The organism is uncultured Albimonas sp., from assembly GCF_963977235.1.
Lineage (GTDB): Bacteria > Pseudomonadota > Alphaproteobacteria > Rhodobacterales > Rhodobacteraceae > Albimonas.
Genome location: NZ_CAXBOD010000010.1, coordinates 26269 through 44126 on the forward strand (window position 1 = coordinate 26269; position 17858 = coordinate 44126).

The window sequence follows — 17858 nt, forward strand, 5'->3', positions numbered from 1 at the left end:
AGCCGCCTTGACCCTGCCGCACCGCCGAGGCGTCCTTGGGGGCGGACGGTCCGACCGGACCCGAGCCCCAGGAGATCCCGCATGTTCATCGCCATGAATCGCTTCAGCGTGGCCCCCGGCCGCGGATCGGAGTTCGAGCAGGTCTGGCGCACCCGTGACAGCCGCCTGCGCGAGGTCCCGGGCTTCGTCTCGTTCCGCCTTCTGCGCGGCCCTGCGACGGAGGAGAGCATCCTCTATGTCTCTCACACCACTTGGACTTCTCGCGCCGCCTTCGATGCCTGGACCAGGTCCGAGCAGTTCCGCGCGGCCCATGCCGGGGCCGGCGAGACCCGCTCCCTCTACCTCGGTCCGCCGCAGTTCGAGGGCTTCGAGGCCGCCATCGAGACCTGAGCGCAGGCGGCCCTCTGCGTGCGACGCGCGCCCCAATTCCTGACGAATCACCTAGGAATTGACATGACCGTGCGAAACCGTCAGGCATTCCGACGCGTCCTCCCCCGGGCGCGCCGGTCCCTCGCGCCCCCGCGGCGGACCCGGCCAGACAGGTCGAACGCAGGAGAGCGATCCGACATGCCTCGAACTTTTCCCCGCGCAGCCCTGAGCGCCGCCCTCGCCGGCGCGCTCGCGCTTGGCGCCGCCGCCGCCTCCGCCCAGGAGGTGAACCTCTATTCCTCGCGCCACTACGACACCGACGAGCGTCTCTACACCGACTTCGAGAAAGCCACCGGCATCAAGGTGAACCGCATCGAGGCCGGCGCGGACGAGCTGATCGAGCGGATGAAGGCCGAGGGCCGCAACTCCCCCGCCGACGTGTTCCTGACCACCGACGCGGGCCGCATGTGGCGCGCCGAGGAGGCCGGCATCCTGGCCCCGGTCGAGAGCGAGATCCTCGAGGCCCGCATCCCCGCCCACCTGCGCCACCCCGACGACCTGTGGTTCGGCTTCTCGCAGCGCGCGCGGATCATCTTCTACGACAAGCAGGACGTGGCCGAGCCGCCGCAGACCTACGCCGAGCTCGCCGACCCCAGGTGGGAGGGCAAGGTGTGCACCCGCTCGGGCTCGAACATCTACATGCTCTCGCTGCTGGCCTCGCGCATCGCCCATGACGGCGAGGAGGCCGCGACGCAGTGGGCGCAGGGCCTGTGGGACAACCGCGCCCGCGATCCGCAGGGCGGCGACACCGACCAGCTTCGCGCCATCGTCTCGGGCGAGTGCGAGGTGGTCGTGGCCAACACCTACTACTTCGCGCGCGCCCTGCGCACCGAAGTGGACGGCGTCTCGGCCCATGTCGACCGCATCGGCTGGGTGTTCCCCGACCAGAACGGCAATGGCGCGCACATGAACGTCTCGGCCGGCGCGATGGCCGCCCACGCGCCCCATCCCGACGCCGCCAAGGCGTTCCTCGAGTATCTCGCCTCCGACTCGGCGCAGGCGTACTTCTCCAACGGCAACGACGAGTTTCCCGCCGTCGAGGGCGTGGCGCTGGCCCCGTCGGCCGAGCAGCTGGGCGAGTTCAAGGCCGACGAGCTGAACCTCGCCGAGCTGGGCCGCAACCAGGCCAGGGCGCAGATGATCTACGACAGCGTCGGCTACGAGTGATCGCGCGCCCGGTCTGAACGACCGGGAAGGGACCTCGGTCGGAACGGCCGGCGGGGGACCTCGGTCGGAACGACCGGCGGGGGGCCTCGGGTCGAAACCCCCGGCAGGATCTGCCACAAGGACGGGGCGCGGCGCAGGCCGCGCCCCGTTGCGCTTTCCGCCCGCCCCGCCGCATCCTCAAGGCCGGAGCCCGCCATGACCCCCCCGATCAGCCAGGCCGACTACATGCGCCGCTGGACCGCCGGCGACAGCCCCGGTCGAGAGGCCCTCGTCGCCCATCTCGAAAGCCGTCTCGGCCCCGAGCACCGCCGCATCGCCCTCCCGGCCGAGCGGCGGCTGCGCGCCGCCTGGGACCCGTCGGCCCCGCCCGAGACCCTCGAGGACGTGTCCCTGCGCGCCCGCCCCGCCTCGGATCTCGGGCCGGCGCACCTGCTGTATGCGGGCTTCGGCCTCTCGGATCTCGATTTCGATGCGGATCTGGCGGGAGAGACGGTCAGCGGCATGGGAATCGAGCCCGTGTTCCGTCTTGCCGCGGCGGATGCCAACGTGGCCGCCGCCCCCACCTGGCCGTGCGAGCTGCTCAACGTGATCGGCCGCCTGGCTCTGGAGACGCCCGAGGCGGTGGTCCCCGGCTTCCTCGCCATGCTGCCCGAGCCGCTGCTGCCCGAGGGCGAGATCGCGGCCCTGCTGCTGATTACCGACCCCGAGCTCGACGTGGCGCAGACCCCGCATGGCGCCGTGGACCTGCACCTGGCTGTCGGCGTCACACGCGCCGAGGCCGAGGCGATGGTCCAGAAGCGGGTCACCATCGCCGCGATGCTTGCGGCGCTCGAGCGGGCGGGGGCGGGCGTGGTCACCGACCCCGCCCGCCGCGGCTCGGTCCTCTGATCGCGGCGGCGGGCGGCCGGGCGAGGCGCCCCGCGCCGCCTGCTGCGGCCGCCCTCGCGGAGCGTCCTGTTCATCCTGCGTGCAGCTTCCTGCGGGCATCGTTCATCCTTGGGGCGGCCCGGGTCGAGGGCCGGACACGGAGGGGCATCGGATGACACTCTGGATTCGCGCGAGACTGGCGGCGGCCGGCGCACGCCGACGGTCGCGGGCGGCCCGCCGGTTGGCGGCTGCGGCGCTGGGCGCGGGACTGATTGCGGGGGTGGGCGCGGGCGCGGCCCACGCGACGCCCGTCTATACCTCCGAACTGGCGGTGCAGCGGGTCTCGCTGTGCACCGACGCCGGTCTGACCTGCTTCACGCCGCGGCTCGACGCGACGCTGCTGCAGGCGATGTACGATCCCACCGGCATCCTGCTGCTGCTGCCGGCGCCGATCCAGATTCTGAACTTCAGCTTCGTGTTCGAAGGCGCGGAGGCGCGCCTCGAGGACGCGCTGTCGGAGTTCGCCGACGCGATGCGGCCGCCGGCGGCCGCGCACACGGCCTACATGGGCGGCACGCCCGAGATCTTCGGCTCCGGCCTCGGCCTGGCTTATGTCGGCGCCCTCTACTACCCCTTCGGCGTGGTGCAGGCGACGGACCGCCTGTCGCTGGCGGCGAGCACCACGCTCTTCGCCCATGAGCTGGGCCATATCCTGGGCGCGCCGCATGACGGGGACGGAAACACCGCGCCCACCAGCGGCTTCATCATGGCGAGCGTGTCGACGCCCGCCTCGCCGGCGACCGAGTTCTCGGGCGTCAGCCTCCTCGCCTTGGAGGGGGCGCAGCTGCCCGGGGCGCCGGGCAGCCTGACCGGCGCGACGGCCGTGCCCCTGCCGGCGCCGGGCCTGCTGGCGCTGGGCGGTCTCGGGGCGCTCGCCCTGGTCCGGCGACGGGCGAAGGGCTGAGACGGCCGGCCGGGGCCTCAGCTCCCCGGCCGGCTCTTCCTGATCGCGCGGGCGAGCAGCAGCACCGGCGCCATGCCCACCGCGGCGATGGCGAGCGAGGGGGCCGCCGCCTCGGTCAGCCGCTCGTCGGACGCCAGCCGATAGGCCTGCACGGCAAGCGTATCGAAGTCGAAGGGGCGCAGCATCAGGGTCGCCGGCAGCTCCTTGGTCACGTCCACGAAGACGATCAGCGCCCCGGTCAGCAGCGAGCCGCGCAAGAGCGGCGCATGCACCCGCCCCACCACGCCCCAGACGTTGCAGCCAAGCACGCGGGCCGAACTGTCGAGGTTCGGCCCCAGCCCCTCGAACCCGGCCGAGACCGCGTTCAGCCCCGCGGCCATGAAGCGCGAGAGATAGGCCAGCAGGATCCCCCCGATGGTCCCGGTCAGGATCAGCCCAGTCGAGACCCCCAGCGCCTCGCGCGCCCAGGCGTCGATGGCGTTGTCGGTGAAAGCGAGCGGGCCCAGCAGCCCCACCGCGATCACCGAACCCGGCGCCGCGTAGCCGACCGAGGAGGCGAGCTGCGCCGCCTTCGCCCCCGGCCCGGGCGCGAGGCGAACCGCATAGCCGATCAGCAGCGCCGCCCCCATCACCAGCGCCGCCGCCGAGGCCGAGAGCATCAGCGTGTTCGCCGCAAACCCCCAGTAGCGCTCGATCCCCAGCCCCGACCACGAGGTCCAGGCCATCCACCCCAGCATCCCCAGCGGGATCGCGAAGCCGAAGCCCACCGGCACGGCGCAGGCGAGCGCGGCCGCCCGCCCCTGCCAGCCGGAAAGCTCGACCTCGGTCAGCCGCTCGTATCGCCGCCCGGCCTGGTGACGCTTGGCGCGCCCGCGCTGGGCGCGCTCGAGCGCCACCAGCGCCACGGCGAGCGTCAGCAGGCACAGCGACAGCTGGGCCGCGGCCACCCGGTCGCCCATCGAGAACCAGGCCCGGTAGACGCCGGTGGCGAAGGTCTGCACGCCGAAATGGCTGACGGCGCCGAAGTCGGCGATGGTCTCCATCATCGCGAGCGCGAGGCCGCCGACGATGGCGGGGCGGGCCATCGGCAGGGTGACCCGGAACAGCACCCCCCAGGGCCCCAGCCCCAGCGTGCGCGCCACCTGCGCCGCGGTCACCGACTGGTGGATCAGCGCCGCCCGCGTCAGCAGGTAGACGTAAGGGTACAGCACCAGCGACAGCATCAGCGCCGCCCCGCCCAGACTGCGGATCTCGGGGAACCAGTAGTCGCGCGGCCCCCAGTCCATCAGCGCGCGCAGCCCGCTCTGCACCGGCCCGGGGTGGTCCAGCATCCAGGTGTAGGCGTAGGCGAGCACATAGGCCGGGAAGGCCAGCGGCGCGATCAGCGCCACCTCGAAGATGCGCCGTCCGGGGAAGCGGCAGGCGGTGACCAGCACCGCGGATCCGACCCCCATCAGCAGCGACCCCGCCGCCACCAGCAGGGCCAGCTGCACGGTGGTCAGGGCATATCGCGGCAGCACGCTCGCCATCAGCAGCGACCACAGCGACCAGTCGCCCGTCACCGCGGTGACCGCCACCGAGATCGCGGGCAGCGCGCACAACGCCGCCAGCACCCAGGCCGGCCAGGTGAGCCCCCGCGCCGAGGCCGCCCTCGGCCCTCGCCCGCCAAAGCGCGGCCGTCGCGCGACGGGAGCCGAGGCGGCCTCGAGGCTGGACTGGCTCATTCGACCTCCGGTCGCGCGGGCGGAACAGCCTCGTTCCTAGCCCCCCCCGCCCGAAGGCTCAATGCCCCCGCCTTCCCCGCACCCTCGCCTCATCCCGGGCGCCCCGGCGCGACGCCCGAACACGCCGCGCCAAGCGCCTGTTCTCCGGAGCCGTCTCTCGCTGATGCCGATCAGAGCGACTCGGCCGGAGGGGTCAAGGATCGCGAAGCGACCGGCGCAGCCGGCTCGTCCTTGACCCCTCCGGCCGAGTCGCTCAGGCATCAATCAGCGAGAGACGGATCCGGAGACCAGGCGCGGCCCTGTTCTTTGGTGAGTCGGGAGCCCGCCGGAGGCTCCGTGCCCTGGCCGGCAGTCGCCCGCCTCGCCCCACGCGCACCGCAGCCAAGCCCGCCCGCAGGGCGCCTGCTCTCCGTTCCCCCGCCGTCTCGGGCGGTGGAAATGCTGGACGCACGTCCGCATCCGGGGCAGTCTCGCCCAAATTCAAACAAGCGCTTTATACAGGCGCTGGAAACCCAGGGAGGGCCGCCGATGCCCCGGAAGCTCGTCGACCTCTCGGTCGCGCTCGAGGCGGGGATCGCCTCCGACCCGCCGGGCAGCCTGCCGCAGATCGCCTATCACCCCCACGCCGAGACGGCCGGCCAGCTCGCCGCGCATTTTCCCGGCCTGACCCGCGAGGATCTTCCCGACGGCGACGGCTGGGCGGTGGAACGGCTGGCGATCTCGACCCACAACGGCACGCATCTCGATGCGCCCTACCACCACCACTCGACCATGAACCGCAAGCTCAACGGCGGCGAGGCCGCCTGGACCATCGACCAGGTCCCGCTGGAATGGTTCTGGAACAAGGCCGTGAAGCTCGACTTCCGGCACATGGAGGACGGCTACGTCGCGACGCCGGGCGACGTCGAGGCCGAGCTCAAGCGCATCGGCCACGAGATCGAGCCGCTGGACATCGTGGTGGTCAACACCGCCGCGGGCGGGCGCTACGGCGAGGACGACTACGTGCTGCGCGGCTGCGGGATGGGCCGGGCGGCGACGCTGTGGCTGCTCGAGCGGGGGGTGCGCGTCACCGGCACCGACGGCTGGTCCTGGGACGCGCCCTTCGCCCTGACCCGCAAGACCTGGGAGGCGACCCACGACCCCTCGATCATCTGGGAGGGGCACCGCGCCTCGATCGACATCGGCTACTGCCACATGGAGAAGCTGGCCAACCTTGACCAGCTCCCCGACCACGGGTTCGAGGTGATCTGTTTTCCCTACAAGATCAAGGCGGCCTCGGCGGGCTTCATCCGCGCGGTCGCCGTGCTGGAGGGCTGAGCCGTGCCCCATGTCGCGCCGCTGCCCGAGGAGGCGCTGGCCGCCTTCGCCGCCGACCTCGATCCGGTCCGCGAGCGGATGGGCTTCGTGCCCAACTCGATGAAGACCATGGCGCGCAAGCCCGAGCTGCTGCGCGCCTTCGCGGGACTGGGCCGGGCGGTGATGGGGCCGGGCTGCTCGCTGCCCGCGGAGCTGGTGCAGCTGATCGCCCACATCTGCTCGGCCGCGGCCGGCTGCCGCTATTGCCAGGCCCACACCGGTCACGTGGCCGAGCGGCGGGGCGCCTCGGCCGAGAAGATCGCGCAGGTCTGGAGCTGCGAGACCTCCGAGCTGTTCACGCCGGCCGAGCGCGCCCCCTGGCGCTGGCCCAGGCGGCGGCCGAGGTTCCCAACCGGGTCGAGGCCGGGCACTTCGAGGCCGCCCGCGCGCATTTCACGGAAGACCAGCTGGTCGAGATCGTGGCGGTCGTGTCGCTGTTCGGATGGCTCAACCGCTGGAACGACACGATGGCGACCGAGCTCGAGGACAGCCCGCTCGCTTTCGCGCAGGCCGCGCTGGGCGGCGTGGGCTGGGAGATCGGGAAGCACGCCGGATCGGCCGGCGACTGAGGGGAGGATGCGATGAGACTGATCACGTTCCGCTTTTCGAGCGCCGACGACGCGCGCGACCGGGTCGGCGTGTGGATGGACGACGACACGGTCGCCGACCTCTCGGCCACCGGCGAGGACGGGTTCGTGTCGATGCAGGCGTTGATCGAGGGCGGTCCGGCGGCGCTGGACAAGGCGCGCAGGGCCTCGGCCTCGGCCCAGCGTCGCCCGCTCGAGGCGGTGAGCCTGCGCGCCCCGGTGCCGGTCCCCGCGCAGATGCGCGACTTCATGCTGTTCGAGAAGCACGTGCGCCAGTGCGCACGCACCCGGCTGGTGGTCGAGGCGAAGAAGCGCGGCGCGAGCGAGGCCGAGATCGACGCCATCGAGCTGCCGCGCGCCCCCGACCAGTGGTACAAGCAGCCGATCTATTACAAGGGCAACCGCTTCGCCGTCTCGGGCCCCGGCGAGGACGTGCCGCGCCCGCCCTATTCGCGCAAGATGGACTACGAGTGCGAGATGGGCTGCTTCCTTTGGAAGGGCGGCGTGAACATCAAGGCCGAGCGGGCGCGCGAGCACATCTTCGGCTTCACGGTGTTCAACGATTTCTCGGCGCGCGACGCGCAGGGGCTCGAGATGCTGGGGCGGCTGGGACCGGCCAAGGGCAAGGACTTCGACAAGGCCAACGCCATGGGCCCGTGCATCGTGCCGCTGGAGGACCTGGGCGACTACAAGGGCCTGGAGATGATCGTGCGGATCAACGGGACCGAGATGTCGCGCAGCAACTCGGGCGACATGTACTGGAGCTTCGAGCAGGTGATCGAGTGGGTGTCTCACGGCGAGACGCTGCACCCGGGCGAGTTCTTCGGATCGGGCACGGTCGGGGACGGCTGTGGGCTGGAGTTCGACCGCTATCTCTCGGACGGGGACGTGGTGGAGCTGGAGATCGAGAAGATCGGCGTGCTGCGCAACCGGCTGGTTCCCTCGCTGAGCTGAGCGCCGGTCGGGAGGGAGGCGCCGCGTCGGGCGCGGCGCCCGGGATCGCGGTTCCGCCCGCGGCGCGTGGCGGGCGCGGCGCCCGGGAGCCCCGGGACGGGCGTGGCGCCGGGGACGAAGCGGGCGGCGCCCGGGGTGGACCGGGGAAGCGCCGCGACGGGCGTCGGACAGATTGCGGGCCTTGGGCTCGCGGCGCGGGGCGGGCGCGGCGCCTGGGCCGTGGCGTGGCGTGGCGGGCGTCGGGCGGGGCGGCCCTGTCGGGACGCCTGGTCGGCGCGGGACGTGGCGCGGGCGTCGCGCGCGGGCTCGACCTCCGCCGCGGGCCGTTGCATTGTCCGACACTCAAGAAACCTGACCCTGACGGAGGAGCCCCATGTCCGAACTCCTGATCGACGCGCCCATCCCGAGCTTTGAACCCGCTCTGCTGCCCACGCCCGAGATGCGGGTGCCGCCCGAGTGGATCGACTACAACGGCCACATGAACGTGGCCTATTACTCGATGGCCTTCGACAAGAGCTCGGATGTGATCTTCGACGACGTGCTGGGGGTGGGCGGCGCCTATGCCGAGCAGCTGAAGATGGGTCCGATGATCCTGCAGCAGCAGATCCATTTCGTGGGCGAGCTGCTGGAGGGCGAGCGCTTCCAGTGCCTGTGGCAGCTGCTGGACTGGGACAGCAAGCGCCTGCACTTCTTTGGCGAGATGAAGAATCTCGAGGACGGGACCACCGCCGCCTACACCGAGACGATGGGCATGAATGTGGACCTTGTGAAGCGCCGGTCCGCCCCCTATCCCGACTGGGCCCAGGCGCGCATCGAGGCGCTGGGCAAGGCCCAGGCGTCGTTGCCGCGGCCTGAGCTGGCCGGGTCGGTCATCGGCATCCGCCGGAAAGGCTGAACCCCGCAGCGAACCGTCCCCGCGCGGGGACGCAGGGAGCGACGAGCGCGTCATGGCGGGCAGCAACGCAGCGGATGGCGACGGAGCGGGCGGCGGTCCTCAGGGGCGCGCAGAGCCTGACCGGCCCGCCTCCGGTCGCGGCGACGGCCGGGGCGCCGACGGCGCGGCCGGACGCGAGGCGGCGCCCGCCACAGGGGGCGAGACCGGCCCCGCCTCCGGGCTCGAGGCCGATGCCGCAACCGGGTCCGCCCACGGGTCTGCGGCCAGCGCTGCAACCGGGCCGGCCGCCGGGCGAGGGGCGGCCGCTGCCGGGCGCGCGGCCGGCGGGGCAGGGCACTGGCGGGCGCAACTGGCCGGACGCGCCGCCGCTCATGGGCGCGGGCTGCGGGCCTGGACGGTGGCGCATGGGCCGACGGGGCTGCTGTTCTGGCTGCTGGCGCTCGCGATCGGGGTGGCCTCGGGCTACGCGGCCATCGGCTTTCGGCTCGCGATCGCGGCCATCCAGACCACCATCTACGGCGCCGACGACCACCGCCTGCACAGCACGCTCTCGGGGCTCGACCCGCTGGTGATCGTGGCGACGCCGGTGATCGGCGGGCTGGTGGTGGGGGTGATCCTGCATCTGTTCACGGCCGAGGGGCGGGCCGGCTCGGTCGCCTCGGTGATCGAGGCGGCGGCGCTGAGATCGGGGCGGCTGCCGCTGAAATCGGGGCTCGCCTCGGCGGCCGCCTCGATCGTGACGCTCTCGACCGGAGGCTCCACGGGGCGCGAGGGGCCGGTGGTCCACCTCGCCGCCACCATGGCCTCGTGGGTCTCCGAGCGCATCGGCGCCACCCCGATCACCGCCCGCGACCTGATGGGCTGCGCAGTGGCCGCGGCGGTCTCGGCCAGCTTCAACGCCCCCATCGCCGGGGCGCTGTTCGCGATGGAGGTGGTGCTGCGCCACTTCGCGCTGCATGCGTTCGCGCCCATCGTGATCGCCTCGATCGCCGGCGCCGTTGTCAGCCGCGTGCACCTGGGCAACATCACCGAGTTCGATCTTCCGCGCCACTCGCTGGCCTTCTACCAGGAGCTTCCGGCCTTCCTGCTGCTGGGCCTGGTGTGCGGGGTCGCCGCGGTGCTGGCGATGAAGGCGATCCTGGCGACCGAGGCCTGGGGCGACCGCTTCGAGCGCTGGAGCCGCTGCCCCCGATGGCTGCGCCCGGGCGTGGCGGGCCTGCTGCTGGGCCTGATCGCGCTGCAGTTCCCCCATGTGATCGGCGTGGGCTACGAGACGACCTCCCTGGCGCTGACCGGCGGCATCGGGCTGCACGAGGCGATCGTCTTCGCGCTGATCAAGGCCGCCGCGCTCGCGATCACGCTGGCGGGGCGGATGGGGGGCGGGGTGTTCTCGCCCTCGCTGATGCTGGGGGCGCTGACCGGGCTCGCGTTCGGGTATATCGCAGTGGGGGTGTTCCCCTCGGTCTCGGGGTCCGAGATCCTGTATGCGCTGGCGGGGATGGGGGCGGTGGCGGCCTCGTTCCTGGGCGCGCCCCTGTCGACCGGGCTGATCATCTTCGAGCTGACCGGCGACTGGCAGACGGGGGTGGCGGTGATGGCCTCGGTCTCGATGGCGACCGTGGTCAGCGCCCGGATGGTGGACAAGAGCTTCTTCCTCAGCCTGCTGGAGCGCCGCAACATCCACCTCGCCGAGGGGCCGCAGTCCTGGCTGCCGGGCACCATCGCGGTCACCCATGTGATGCGCCTGCGGGGGGCCGACGACGGCGCCCCCGACGGCATGTGCTGGAGCCTGGTCGAGCAGGGCGCCACGCTCGCCCCCACCGACACGCTCGAGCAGGCGCTGCCGCAGTTCGAGCGTCGCGGCGCCGGCCCCTTCATCCCCGTCGTCGACCGGGGCGAGGACGGGCGGCCGGAGCTGATGGGCGCCGTCTTCCACCTCGACGCGCTGAAGGCCTACAACCGCGCGCTCGTCGAGGCGCATCGCGAGGAACATTCCTGAGCCGCGGGCAGCCCGCGCGGGGGCTTCTTCCTGCCGCGCGCGGGGCGCGTTGCGCGCAATCCTGAGCCGCGCGGGGCGCGCCGCGCCGCCTTGCTCTCGCTGCCGTGATGGCGATCTCGCCACAATGCGCCCTGCAATCATCCCCGCGATGGCGCCAATGCGCCGCAACCGCCCTCCAGTTTCGACTCAGAGCCGAAACGGCGGCAGTGGCCGCCACGGCGACATGAGAGGAGTAGAACCGATGCTGGGTTGGGCCCTGACTTTCCTGATCGTCGCGATCATCGCGGGCGTTCTGGGCTTCGGCGGGCTTGCGGCCGCCTCGGCGGGTATCGCCAAGATCCTGTTCTTCGTGTTCATCGCGCTGTTCCTGATCGCGATGATTGCGCGCGCCGTGCGCGGCCGTCCGCCGGTCTGACGCGCGCGTGAACCGGCGCGCCGCCTTCGCTCCGTGCGGAGGCGGCGCGCGGCCGGGCCCCGCGGGCGCCCGCCGGTTTCCCTCGGGAAGCGCCGGCGGACGTCCGCGGGGCCCGGTGCGTTTCAGGCGCCGGGAATCGGACGGGTCAGGCCGCTCGCCCGGCCCGGATCACTCGCAGGGCCAGGCGGCCTCGTCGCCGAAGGCGGGGTGGCGCACCAGGGCGCCGGCGCCGATGCCGTAGCGCTCGGCCAGCCCGCCGTTGATCTCGAGCACCGCGCGGGTGTCGCCCTCGGAGGGGCGGGGATCCTCGGTGAACGGCTCGGCGTTGGCGATGACATTCAGCACTTCGCCGGTCTCGTCGATGAAGATCATGTCGAGCGGCAGCGGCGTGTTCTTCATCCAGAAGGACACCGGGCGCGGCGTGTCGAACAGGAACAGCATGCCGTGACCGGCCGCCATATCCTCCCGATGCATCAGGCCCTGCGCGCGCTCGAGCGCGGTGTCGGCGATCTCGACGGTGAAGCGGGCGGAGGCGTCGTCGGCCTTCAGCTCGACAACGTCTTCGCGGCAGGCGGCCAGGGCCGGGGCGGAGAGCGCCAGGGCCAGGGCGAGCCCGAGAATCGATGCGTGAGGGATGTCCATGGCGCGCATCTTCCCGCCTCGTCCCGGCAATGCAAGGCCCCCTGCCGCACACTTGCGGCACAGGCCGCGCGCGGCCCGCCGGCGGCGCCAGGCGAGGGAGGTCGGTGCGGGGCCGCCCGGTCCCTCAGCCGCCCGAAGCCGCGCCCAAGGGGTCAAGGGCGCCAAGGCCAATATTGGCGAACGTCAGACACGCTTTTTCAGCGCACCGGGCCTGAAGCTCGGGCGCCGAAACCGTCCGGGTCGCGTCGCGCGGGTCTCAGACCCGCACGACCTCTTCCCAACGGCAGATCTCGCCGGCCATGTGGCCGCGCGGACCGGCGACAAGACGCACGCACAGCGCCTCGCCGGGCTGGAGATCCTGGAAACCGTGATGGCGCAGGGTCTCCATGTGCACGAAGATGTCGGCAGGGTCCCCGAACACGTTGAGGAACCCGAACCCCTTCTGCTTGTTGAACCATTTCACCCGAGCCGGAAGGAACTCCCCCTCCGCCTCGGCCTCTGCGGCGATCTCTGTCGGCCGCGCTTCCTTCGGCTGCTCCGTGGCGGGCGCGGATGCTTCCGCCGAGACGCCGATGACTTCGGTCGCCTGCAGACCGCGGTCTCCCCTGACCACCGTCAGCGACACCGTCGCCCCTTCATCCAGCGAAGACATCCCCGCGGCGCGAACGCAGGCGGCATGCACCATCACGTCCGGACCGCCTTCGGACGGCACAACGAAGCCATAACCCTTCTCGGCATCGTACCACTTGACCTTGCCGGTCACGAAGCGGGACACCTTGACGACTTCCCCAGTCAACTACCTAACCCCAGACTCTGAACGTGCCTTACTCGTCTCGCCGATATACGTCATTCATGTGACGTGCCGCAACAAAATGCGAGTTTGGCCGCGACGGAACCCTGGCCGTCCCGCGGGCATCGGAAAAAACGTTGAAAATACAGTGCGTTAAAATTTTCGCTGGAATCGTCGCGCTGAGCGCGAGCGCCTGCGGCGCCGTTCATCCAACCGAACGGGAGGCGAATCCAGCCCGCTCTTCGTTCAGATTCGCAGCCTACGGGGCCGCCCCGCAGGCGCTGATCGCGCCAGATCGCGGCGCCGTCACGGAAGTCTCGGACCGAGCCGCGAGAATCGTCTCTCGCACGCCCTCGGACATGGGCCCCCGCCCGCCGCGCCCGGCCGAGGCCGCGGCGCTGCCGATCCTCTACGGCTCGCCCGAGGGCCGGCGGTTCCTGTCGCGGCCCGCAGGCGGGGCGCAGGGCTCGCGCGCCTTCGCGCTGGGAGAGCCCGCCGACATCTGCCCGGCGCGGGTCGAGACCGGCGGCCCCTCGCCCGACGCCGCGGCCTCGGCCGCGCTCGAGGCCTGTTTCGCCGCGCTCGAGGCCGCGGACGCTCCGCCCCCGGGCGCGCAGGGTTGCGGCTGCCGGCTCGCGGCGCTCGACGACGCTGCGCTGGCCGCGCCCGACGCCTTCGACTACGCGCCCGGCGTCTCGGCCCGCCTGGTCTCGCCCGATCTCGACATCGACGTGGACCTCGCGGCTTCCGAGGCGGCCGGGCCCGACGGCGACCGGGTGGTGGCGCTCTATCCCTCGCCGGGGGCGCCGGCGCTGATCCTGGTCTCGCCCGACGGCGCGGCGCGGATGCTGCTGCACGGGCGGGAGTGGACCGGCTCGCGCACCGTCGAGGGCCTGTCGCGGGGCCGCTACCGCGAGCGCATCGCGCTGGTGCGCGACGACGGCGCGCGCGCGATCCTCTCGATCGGCTGGGACCCGGTCGCCTACGCCGCCGAGCGCCGCCGCCTGACCCGCTGGACCGGAGCCTAGCGCGCCGCGCCGCCCTCCCACCCGCGGGCGGGCGCGCCGCGCCTCTTTCGCCGCCGCCGCTTTCGCCCTAGCCTCCGCGCGCCAAGCAAGGGGATCGTCCATGTTCCAGAGCTTCGAGACCCAGGGAAATCGCGCCGCGGGTCCCGCCCGACTGGCCGCGCTGCGCGCCCGGATGGCGGCCGAGGGGGTGCACGGCTTCCTGGCGCCTCGCGGCGACGCGCATATGGGCGAGACCGTCGCCGCGCGCGACCAGCGCCTGGCCTGGCTGACCGGGTTCACCGGCTCGGCCGGGATCTGCGTGGCGCTGGCCGAGCGCGCGGCCCTGTTCAGCGACGGCCGCTACACCCTGCAGGCCCGCGAGCAGGTCGACGCAGCGTTCGAGCGCGTGGGGATCGAGGCGACGCCCCCCTCGGCCTGGCTGAAATCCGCCCTCAAGCCGGGCCAGCGCCTGGCCTACGACCCCTGGCTGCACGGCCGCGAGCAGATCGAGACGCTCGAGCGCGCCTGCGCCGAGGTCGGGGCCGAACTGGTCCCCACCGCCAACCTGATCGACGCGGTGTGGGAGGATCAGCCCAGCCCGCCCATGGGCCCGCTCGCCGTCCACCCCGAGGCGCTGGCCGGCGAAAGTTCGGCCGCCAAGCGCGCCCGGCTGGGGCGGGAACTGGCGGAAGCCTCGCGCGACGCGGCCGTGCTGACGCTGCCCGACAGCCTGGCGTGGCTGCTCAACGTGCGCGGCTCGGACGTGGCGCGGATGCCCGCGCCCCACGCTTTCGGCCTGCTGCGCGCCGACGGGACCGCGACCCTGTTCGTCGCCGCCGCCAAGCTGAGCGATCCGGTGCGCGAGCACCTGGGCAACGCCGTCGAGATCGCGGACCCCGAGGCGCTGGGCCCCGCGCTCGACGCGCTGGCGGGCAGCGCGGTGCTGCTCGACCGCGCCAGCTGCCCGGTGTGGATCGCCCACCGGCTCGAGGCCGCCGGCGCGCGGATCGACTGGGGGCAGGACCCCTGCATCCTGCCCAAGGCCCGCAAGAACACGGCCGAGCTCGAGGGCGCGCGCGCGGCCCACCTGCGCGACGCCGTCCCCCTGGCGCGGTTCCTGCGCTGGGTGGACGAGACCGCGCCCACCGGGACCCTGACCGAGATCGCCGCGGTCGAGAAGCTCGAGAACCTGCGCGCGCAGACCGGGGCGCTGCGCGACATCTCCTTCGACACGATCTGCGGCGCGGGCCCCAACGGCGCCATCGTCCATTACCGCGTCACCCGCGAGACCGACCGCACCCTGGTCCCGGGCGAGCTGCTGCTGGTGGACAGCGGCGCGCAATATCCCGACGGCACCACCGACGTCACCCGCACCCTCGCCACCGGCCCCGCGCCCGAGGGCGCCGCGCGCGCCTTCACCCTGGTGCTCAAGGGCATGATCGCCATCGCCATGGCGCGCTGGCCCGCGGGGCTGGCGGGGCGGGACATCGATGCGCTCGCCCGGCAGGCGCTGTGGAAGGGCGGCCTCGACTACGATCACGGCACCGGCCATGGCGTGGGCGCCTATCTGGGCGTGCACGAGGGGCCGGCCTCGATCTCGCGCCGCGGCATGGTCCCGCTGGAGCCGGGCATGGTCCTCTCGGACGAGCCCGGCTGCTACCGCGAAGGGGAATGGGGCATCCGCCTCGAGATCCTGGTCGCGGTCTCGTCCCCCGCCGTGCCCGAGGGCGGCGAACGGGAGATGCTGGGTTTCGAGACCCTGACCCTGGCCCCCATCGACCGGCGCCTGGTGGTCCCTGCGCTGCTGGACCCGCCCGAGCGGGCCTGGCTCGACGCCTATCACGCCCGGGTGGCGGCGGAGGTGACGCCGCTGCTCGACGACCCCGCCGACCGAGACTGGCTGGCCGCGGCCTGCGCGCGGCTCGCCGATTGAGGGAGAGCCCGATGCCCCATGACGCCGCCCCGACGCCCGAGATCCAACCCGCCGCCGGCGTCCGCGTGGTCCGCGCCGCCGACGCGGTCATCGCCGAGAGCGCCCACGCCCTGGAATCGCGGCTGACGCCCGCGGACGCCCCGATGTTCTGGCTGCCCCGCGCCGAGGCCGGAGAGCCGTTCCTCGAGCGAACCGAGGCCACCGTCGAGCTGCCGGGCCTCGGCCGCGCCCGCCTGCTGGACGTGGTCGGCGTCAGCGCGACCTTGCCTGCCGCCGCCTGGATCCTCGAGACGCCGGCCCCCGGCGCCGAGGCCCTCGCCGATCACATCGCCTTCGACCCCGAGCAGGTGACGCTCGAGCGGCTCTGACCGCCGCGCTTGCGGGCGGGGAAGGCGTTCCTGCGCCCTGCGGCGCAGCGCCGGGAAGAGGCCTTGCGCCCTGCGGCGCAGCGCAGGGAAGAGGCCTTGCGCCCTGCGGCGCAGCGCGGGGAAGAGGGCTTTCGCCCTGCGGCGCAGCGCTGGGAGGGGGGGCTCTTGCGGCGGCGCGCGGCGTGGCTTGCCCCTGCCGCGGCCGCGGGGTATCGGGGTGTCGTCGGGGCGTAGCGCAGCCTGGTAGCGCGCCGGTTTTGGGAACCGGAGGCCGCGAGTTCGAATCTCGCCGCCCCGACCAGCGCGCCCTCGCCCCCCGGGCGCGCCTTCGGGGCCGGGGCCCCGCAGCGCCGCGCGGCAGGTCGCGCGCGCCCGGCGAACGAGGCGCGCATGCACGACCGGCCCGACCTTCCCGCCTATCCCGAAGACCCCTGGCTCGAGCGGTTCGTGGGGGTTGCCGCGCTGCGGGCGGCGATCGAGCTGGGCCTGATCGACCGCCTGGCTTCGGCCCCTCGCGAGGCGAGGACGCTGGCCGCCGAGGGGCCGGCGATGGCCCAGCTCCTCGACATCCTCGAGGCCGAGCGCGTGATCGTGCGCCCGGCGGGGGACGGGCTGGCGGCCCTCGCGCCCGCTTTCGCCGCCGTCCATGCCGCGCGCGGCCGGGCGCTGCAAGCGCGGCTCGAGTTTCTGGTCCGCGCCGCGCGGGACCTGTTGGCGGACCCCGCGGCAGTCTTCGCCGACCTGCCGCGCCACATGGCCCGGTCCGAGACGTTTTCCCTTTACCGCTATGACCTTGCCGCCACCGACGACGCCGCCGGGCGCGAGGCCGCGCGCCCCTGGGTCGAGCATGTCTGCGCCCTGACCGAGGCCGAGGCTCCGCGCCTGGTCCCCGCCCTGCCGCTGCCCGAGCGCGGCCGCCTGCTCGAGATCGGCGGCAACGCCGGAGAGATGGCCCTGGCGATCCTCGCGGCGCATCCGGGCCTCTCGGTTGCGGTGCTCGACCTGCCGGCGGTCTGCGCCCTTGGGCGCGCGCGCTGCGCGGGGCGTCCGGGGGCCGAGCGGCTGGGATTTCTTGCCGGCGACGCGCGCCGCGATCCCTGGCCCGCGCCGGCCGACGCGGTGCTGTTCAAGTCGGTCCTGCACGACTGGCCGCCCGAGGAGGCCGAGGCGCTGCTCGCCCGCGCCGCCGCCTGCGCCGCTCCCGGCGCGCCGGTCATCGTGACCGAGCGCGCGCCGATCCGCGTCCCCGACCCCGCGCCGTTTCATCTCGCCGCCGAGCTGGTCTTCGCCCCGTTCTTCCGCCCCCCCGAAGCCTATGTGGCGATGATGACCCGCGTGGGCCTGAGCCCCGAGCCGCCGCGCCGGGCGCATCCCTCGCTGCCCTTCCACGTGGTGACCGGCCGGGCCGGCTGAGCGGCCCGCCCTCGCCTCCCTTGCATCCCGCCGGAGGGATTCGCCCGTCGATCCGACGGCCTCGAGTGATCCGGCGGCCTCCCGATCCGGCCGCTTCGGTTCAGATCCGGTTCACACCCAGCGGTTGTGCGCGGCCTTTTCCTCCGGTTTCCACGTCGTTTCCAACAAATTCCAAAATTCAAAGCTGCCAAAGGGAAAGGTGGCGGCATTGGGGCTTGCCCTTGCGGAAATGCGACACGAGTATGTCGCGTCCATGCCTCTCCGTCGCAGGGATGCGTGGGCTAAAGCGTTAATCGGCCATGAATTTAACATGAATTCGGGCCGGGGCGTACAGGGGAGGTCGGTCGC

18 protein-coding genes and 1 tRNA gene are annotated in these 17858 nt (G+C 73.0%); 15 read left to right on the top strand and 4 right to left on the bottom strand.

The features are described 5' to 3' along the window. The first annotated feature begins 81 nt into the window (after positions 1–81). From AAC134_RS07940 to AAC134_RS07955, 4 genes are all read left to right on the top strand, one after another. Complete coding sequence (locus AAC134_RS07940) at positions 82–390, top strand: antibiotic biosynthesis monooxygenase (protein ID WP_339948538.1); 309 nt, start codon at positions 82–84, stop codon at positions 388–390. Positions 391–567: 177 nt separating this feature from the next. Beyond that, positions 568–1596 carry an extracellular solute-binding protein gene (locus AAC134_RS07945; RefSeq protein ID WP_339948539.1) on the top strand — a complete coding sequence of 343 codons (1029 nt, stop codon included), beginning with the start codon at positions 568–570 and terminating at the stop codon, positions 1594–1596. A 195-nt stretch (positions 1597–1791) separates the two neighbouring features. Continuing rightward, a complete protein-coding gene (locus AAC134_RS07950) occupies positions 1792–2484 on the top strand; it encodes a suppressor of fused domain protein (RefSeq protein ID WP_339948540.1) in 693 nt (230 codons plus the stop codon). A gap of 151 nt (positions 2485–2635) precedes the next feature. Further along, positions 2636–3427: a M12 family metallo-peptidase gene (locus AAC134_RS07955; RefSeq protein ID WP_339948541.1), complete on the top strand. Its 792-nt coding sequence runs from the start codon at positions 2636–2638 to the stop codon at positions 3425–3427. A gap of 17 nt (positions 3428–3444) precedes the next feature. On the opposite strand, the gene AAC134_RS07960 is transcribed toward AAC134_RS07955, so the two are convergent. Next, positions 3445–5151: an iron ABC transporter permease gene (locus AAC134_RS07960; RefSeq protein WP_339948542.1), complete on the bottom strand. Its 1707-nt coding sequence runs from the start codon at positions 5149–5151 to the stop codon at positions 3445–3447. Positions 5152–5679: 528 nt separating this feature from the next. Here AAC134_RS07960 and AAC134_RS07965 point away from each other — a divergent pair. Continuing rightward, positions 5680–6468: a cyclase family protein gene (locus AAC134_RS07965; RefSeq protein ID WP_339948543.1), complete on the top strand. Its 789-nt coding sequence runs from the start codon at positions 5680–5682 to the stop codon at positions 6466–6468. 260 nt (positions 6469–6728) lie between these two features. Here the strand turns inward: AAC134_RS07965 and AAC134_RS07970 are convergent, their stop codons facing one another. Further along, entirely contained in the window at positions 6729–6878 is a 150-nt protein-coding gene (locus AAC134_RS07970) for a hypothetical protein (protein ID WP_339948544.1), read from the bottom strand. 57 nt (positions 6879–6935) lie between these two features. Between AAC134_RS07970 and AAC134_RS07975 the strand changes: the two genes are divergently transcribed. The 5 genes from AAC134_RS07975 to AAC134_RS07995 all read left to right on the top strand — a co-directional run bounded on the left by AAC134_RS07975 (position 6936) and on the right by AAC134_RS07995 (position 11357). Then, entirely contained in the window at positions 6936–7076 is a 141-nt protein-coding gene (locus AAC134_RS07975; protein WP_339948545.1) for a hypothetical protein, read from the top strand. Between the two features lie 12 nt (positions 7077–7088). Continuing rightward, positions 7089–8048 carry a fumarylacetoacetate hydrolase family protein gene (locus tag AAC134_RS07980; RefSeq protein WP_339948546.1) on the top strand — a complete coding sequence of 320 codons (960 nt, stop codon included), beginning with the start codon at positions 7089–7091 and terminating at the stop codon, positions 8046–8048. A gap of 373 nt (positions 8049–8421) precedes the next feature. Next, on the top strand, positions 8422–8943 hold the full coding sequence (locus AAC134_RS07985) for a thioesterase family protein (protein WP_339948547.1): 522 nt from the start codon (positions 8422–8424) through the stop codon (positions 8941–8943). Positions 8944–9340: 397 nt separating this feature from the next. Then, positions 9341–10942 carry a chloride channel protein gene (locus tag AAC134_RS07990; protein ID WP_339948548.1) on the top strand — a complete coding sequence of 534 codons (1602 nt, stop codon included), beginning with the start codon at positions 9341–9343 and terminating at the stop codon, positions 10940–10942. Between the two features lie 241 nt (positions 10943–11183). Further along, positions 11184–11357, top strand: a complete 174-nt coding sequence (locus AAC134_RS07995; RefSeq protein ID WP_092860524.1) for a DUF1328 domain-containing protein — start codon at positions 11184–11186, stop codon at positions 11355–11357. A gap of 168 nt (positions 11358–11525) precedes the next feature. On the opposite strand, the gene AAC134_RS08000 is transcribed toward AAC134_RS07995, so the two are convergent. Both AAC134_RS08000 and AAC134_RS08005 read right to left on the bottom strand, forming a co-directional pair. Beyond that, a complete protein-coding gene (locus AAC134_RS08000) occupies positions 11526–11999 on the bottom strand; it encodes a DUF192 domain-containing protein (protein WP_339948549.1) in 474 nt (157 codons plus the stop codon). Positions 12000–12255: 256 nt separating this feature from the next. Next, complete coding sequence (locus tag AAC134_RS08005; protein ID WP_339948550.1) at positions 12256–12774, bottom strand: cold shock domain-containing protein; 519 nt, start codon at positions 12772–12774, stop codon at positions 12256–12258. 374 nt (positions 12775–13148) lie between these two features. Between AAC134_RS08005 and AAC134_RS08010 the strand changes: the two genes are divergently transcribed. The 5 genes from AAC134_RS08010 (at position 13149) to AAC134_RS08030 (ending at position 17510) form a co-directional block, all read left to right on the top strand. Then, positions 13149–13817: a hypothetical protein gene (locus AAC134_RS08010; RefSeq protein ID WP_339948551.1), complete on the top strand. Its 669-nt coding sequence runs from the start codon at positions 13149–13151 to the stop codon at positions 13815–13817. Between the two features lie 100 nt (positions 13818–13917). Beyond that, positions 13918–15729, top strand: coding sequence for an aminopeptidase P family protein (locus AAC134_RS08015; RefSeq protein ID WP_339948552.1), 1812 nt, complete (start codon positions 13918–13920; stop codon positions 15727–15729). Positions 15730–15740: 11 nt separating this feature from the next. Next, complete coding sequence (locus tag AAC134_RS08020) at positions 15741–16097, top strand: DUF427 domain-containing protein (RefSeq protein ID WP_339948553.1); 357 nt, start codon at positions 15741–15743, stop codon at positions 16095–16097. Positions 16098–16321: 224 nt separating this feature from the next. Next, positions 16322–16398, top strand: a tRNA-Pro gene (locus AAC134_RS08025). Positions 16399–16487: 89 nt separating this feature from the next. Next, entirely contained in the window at positions 16488–17510 is a 1023-nt protein-coding gene (locus AAC134_RS08030) for a methyltransferase (protein WP_339948554.1), read from the top strand. Positions 17511–17858: the final 348 nt, after the last annotated feature.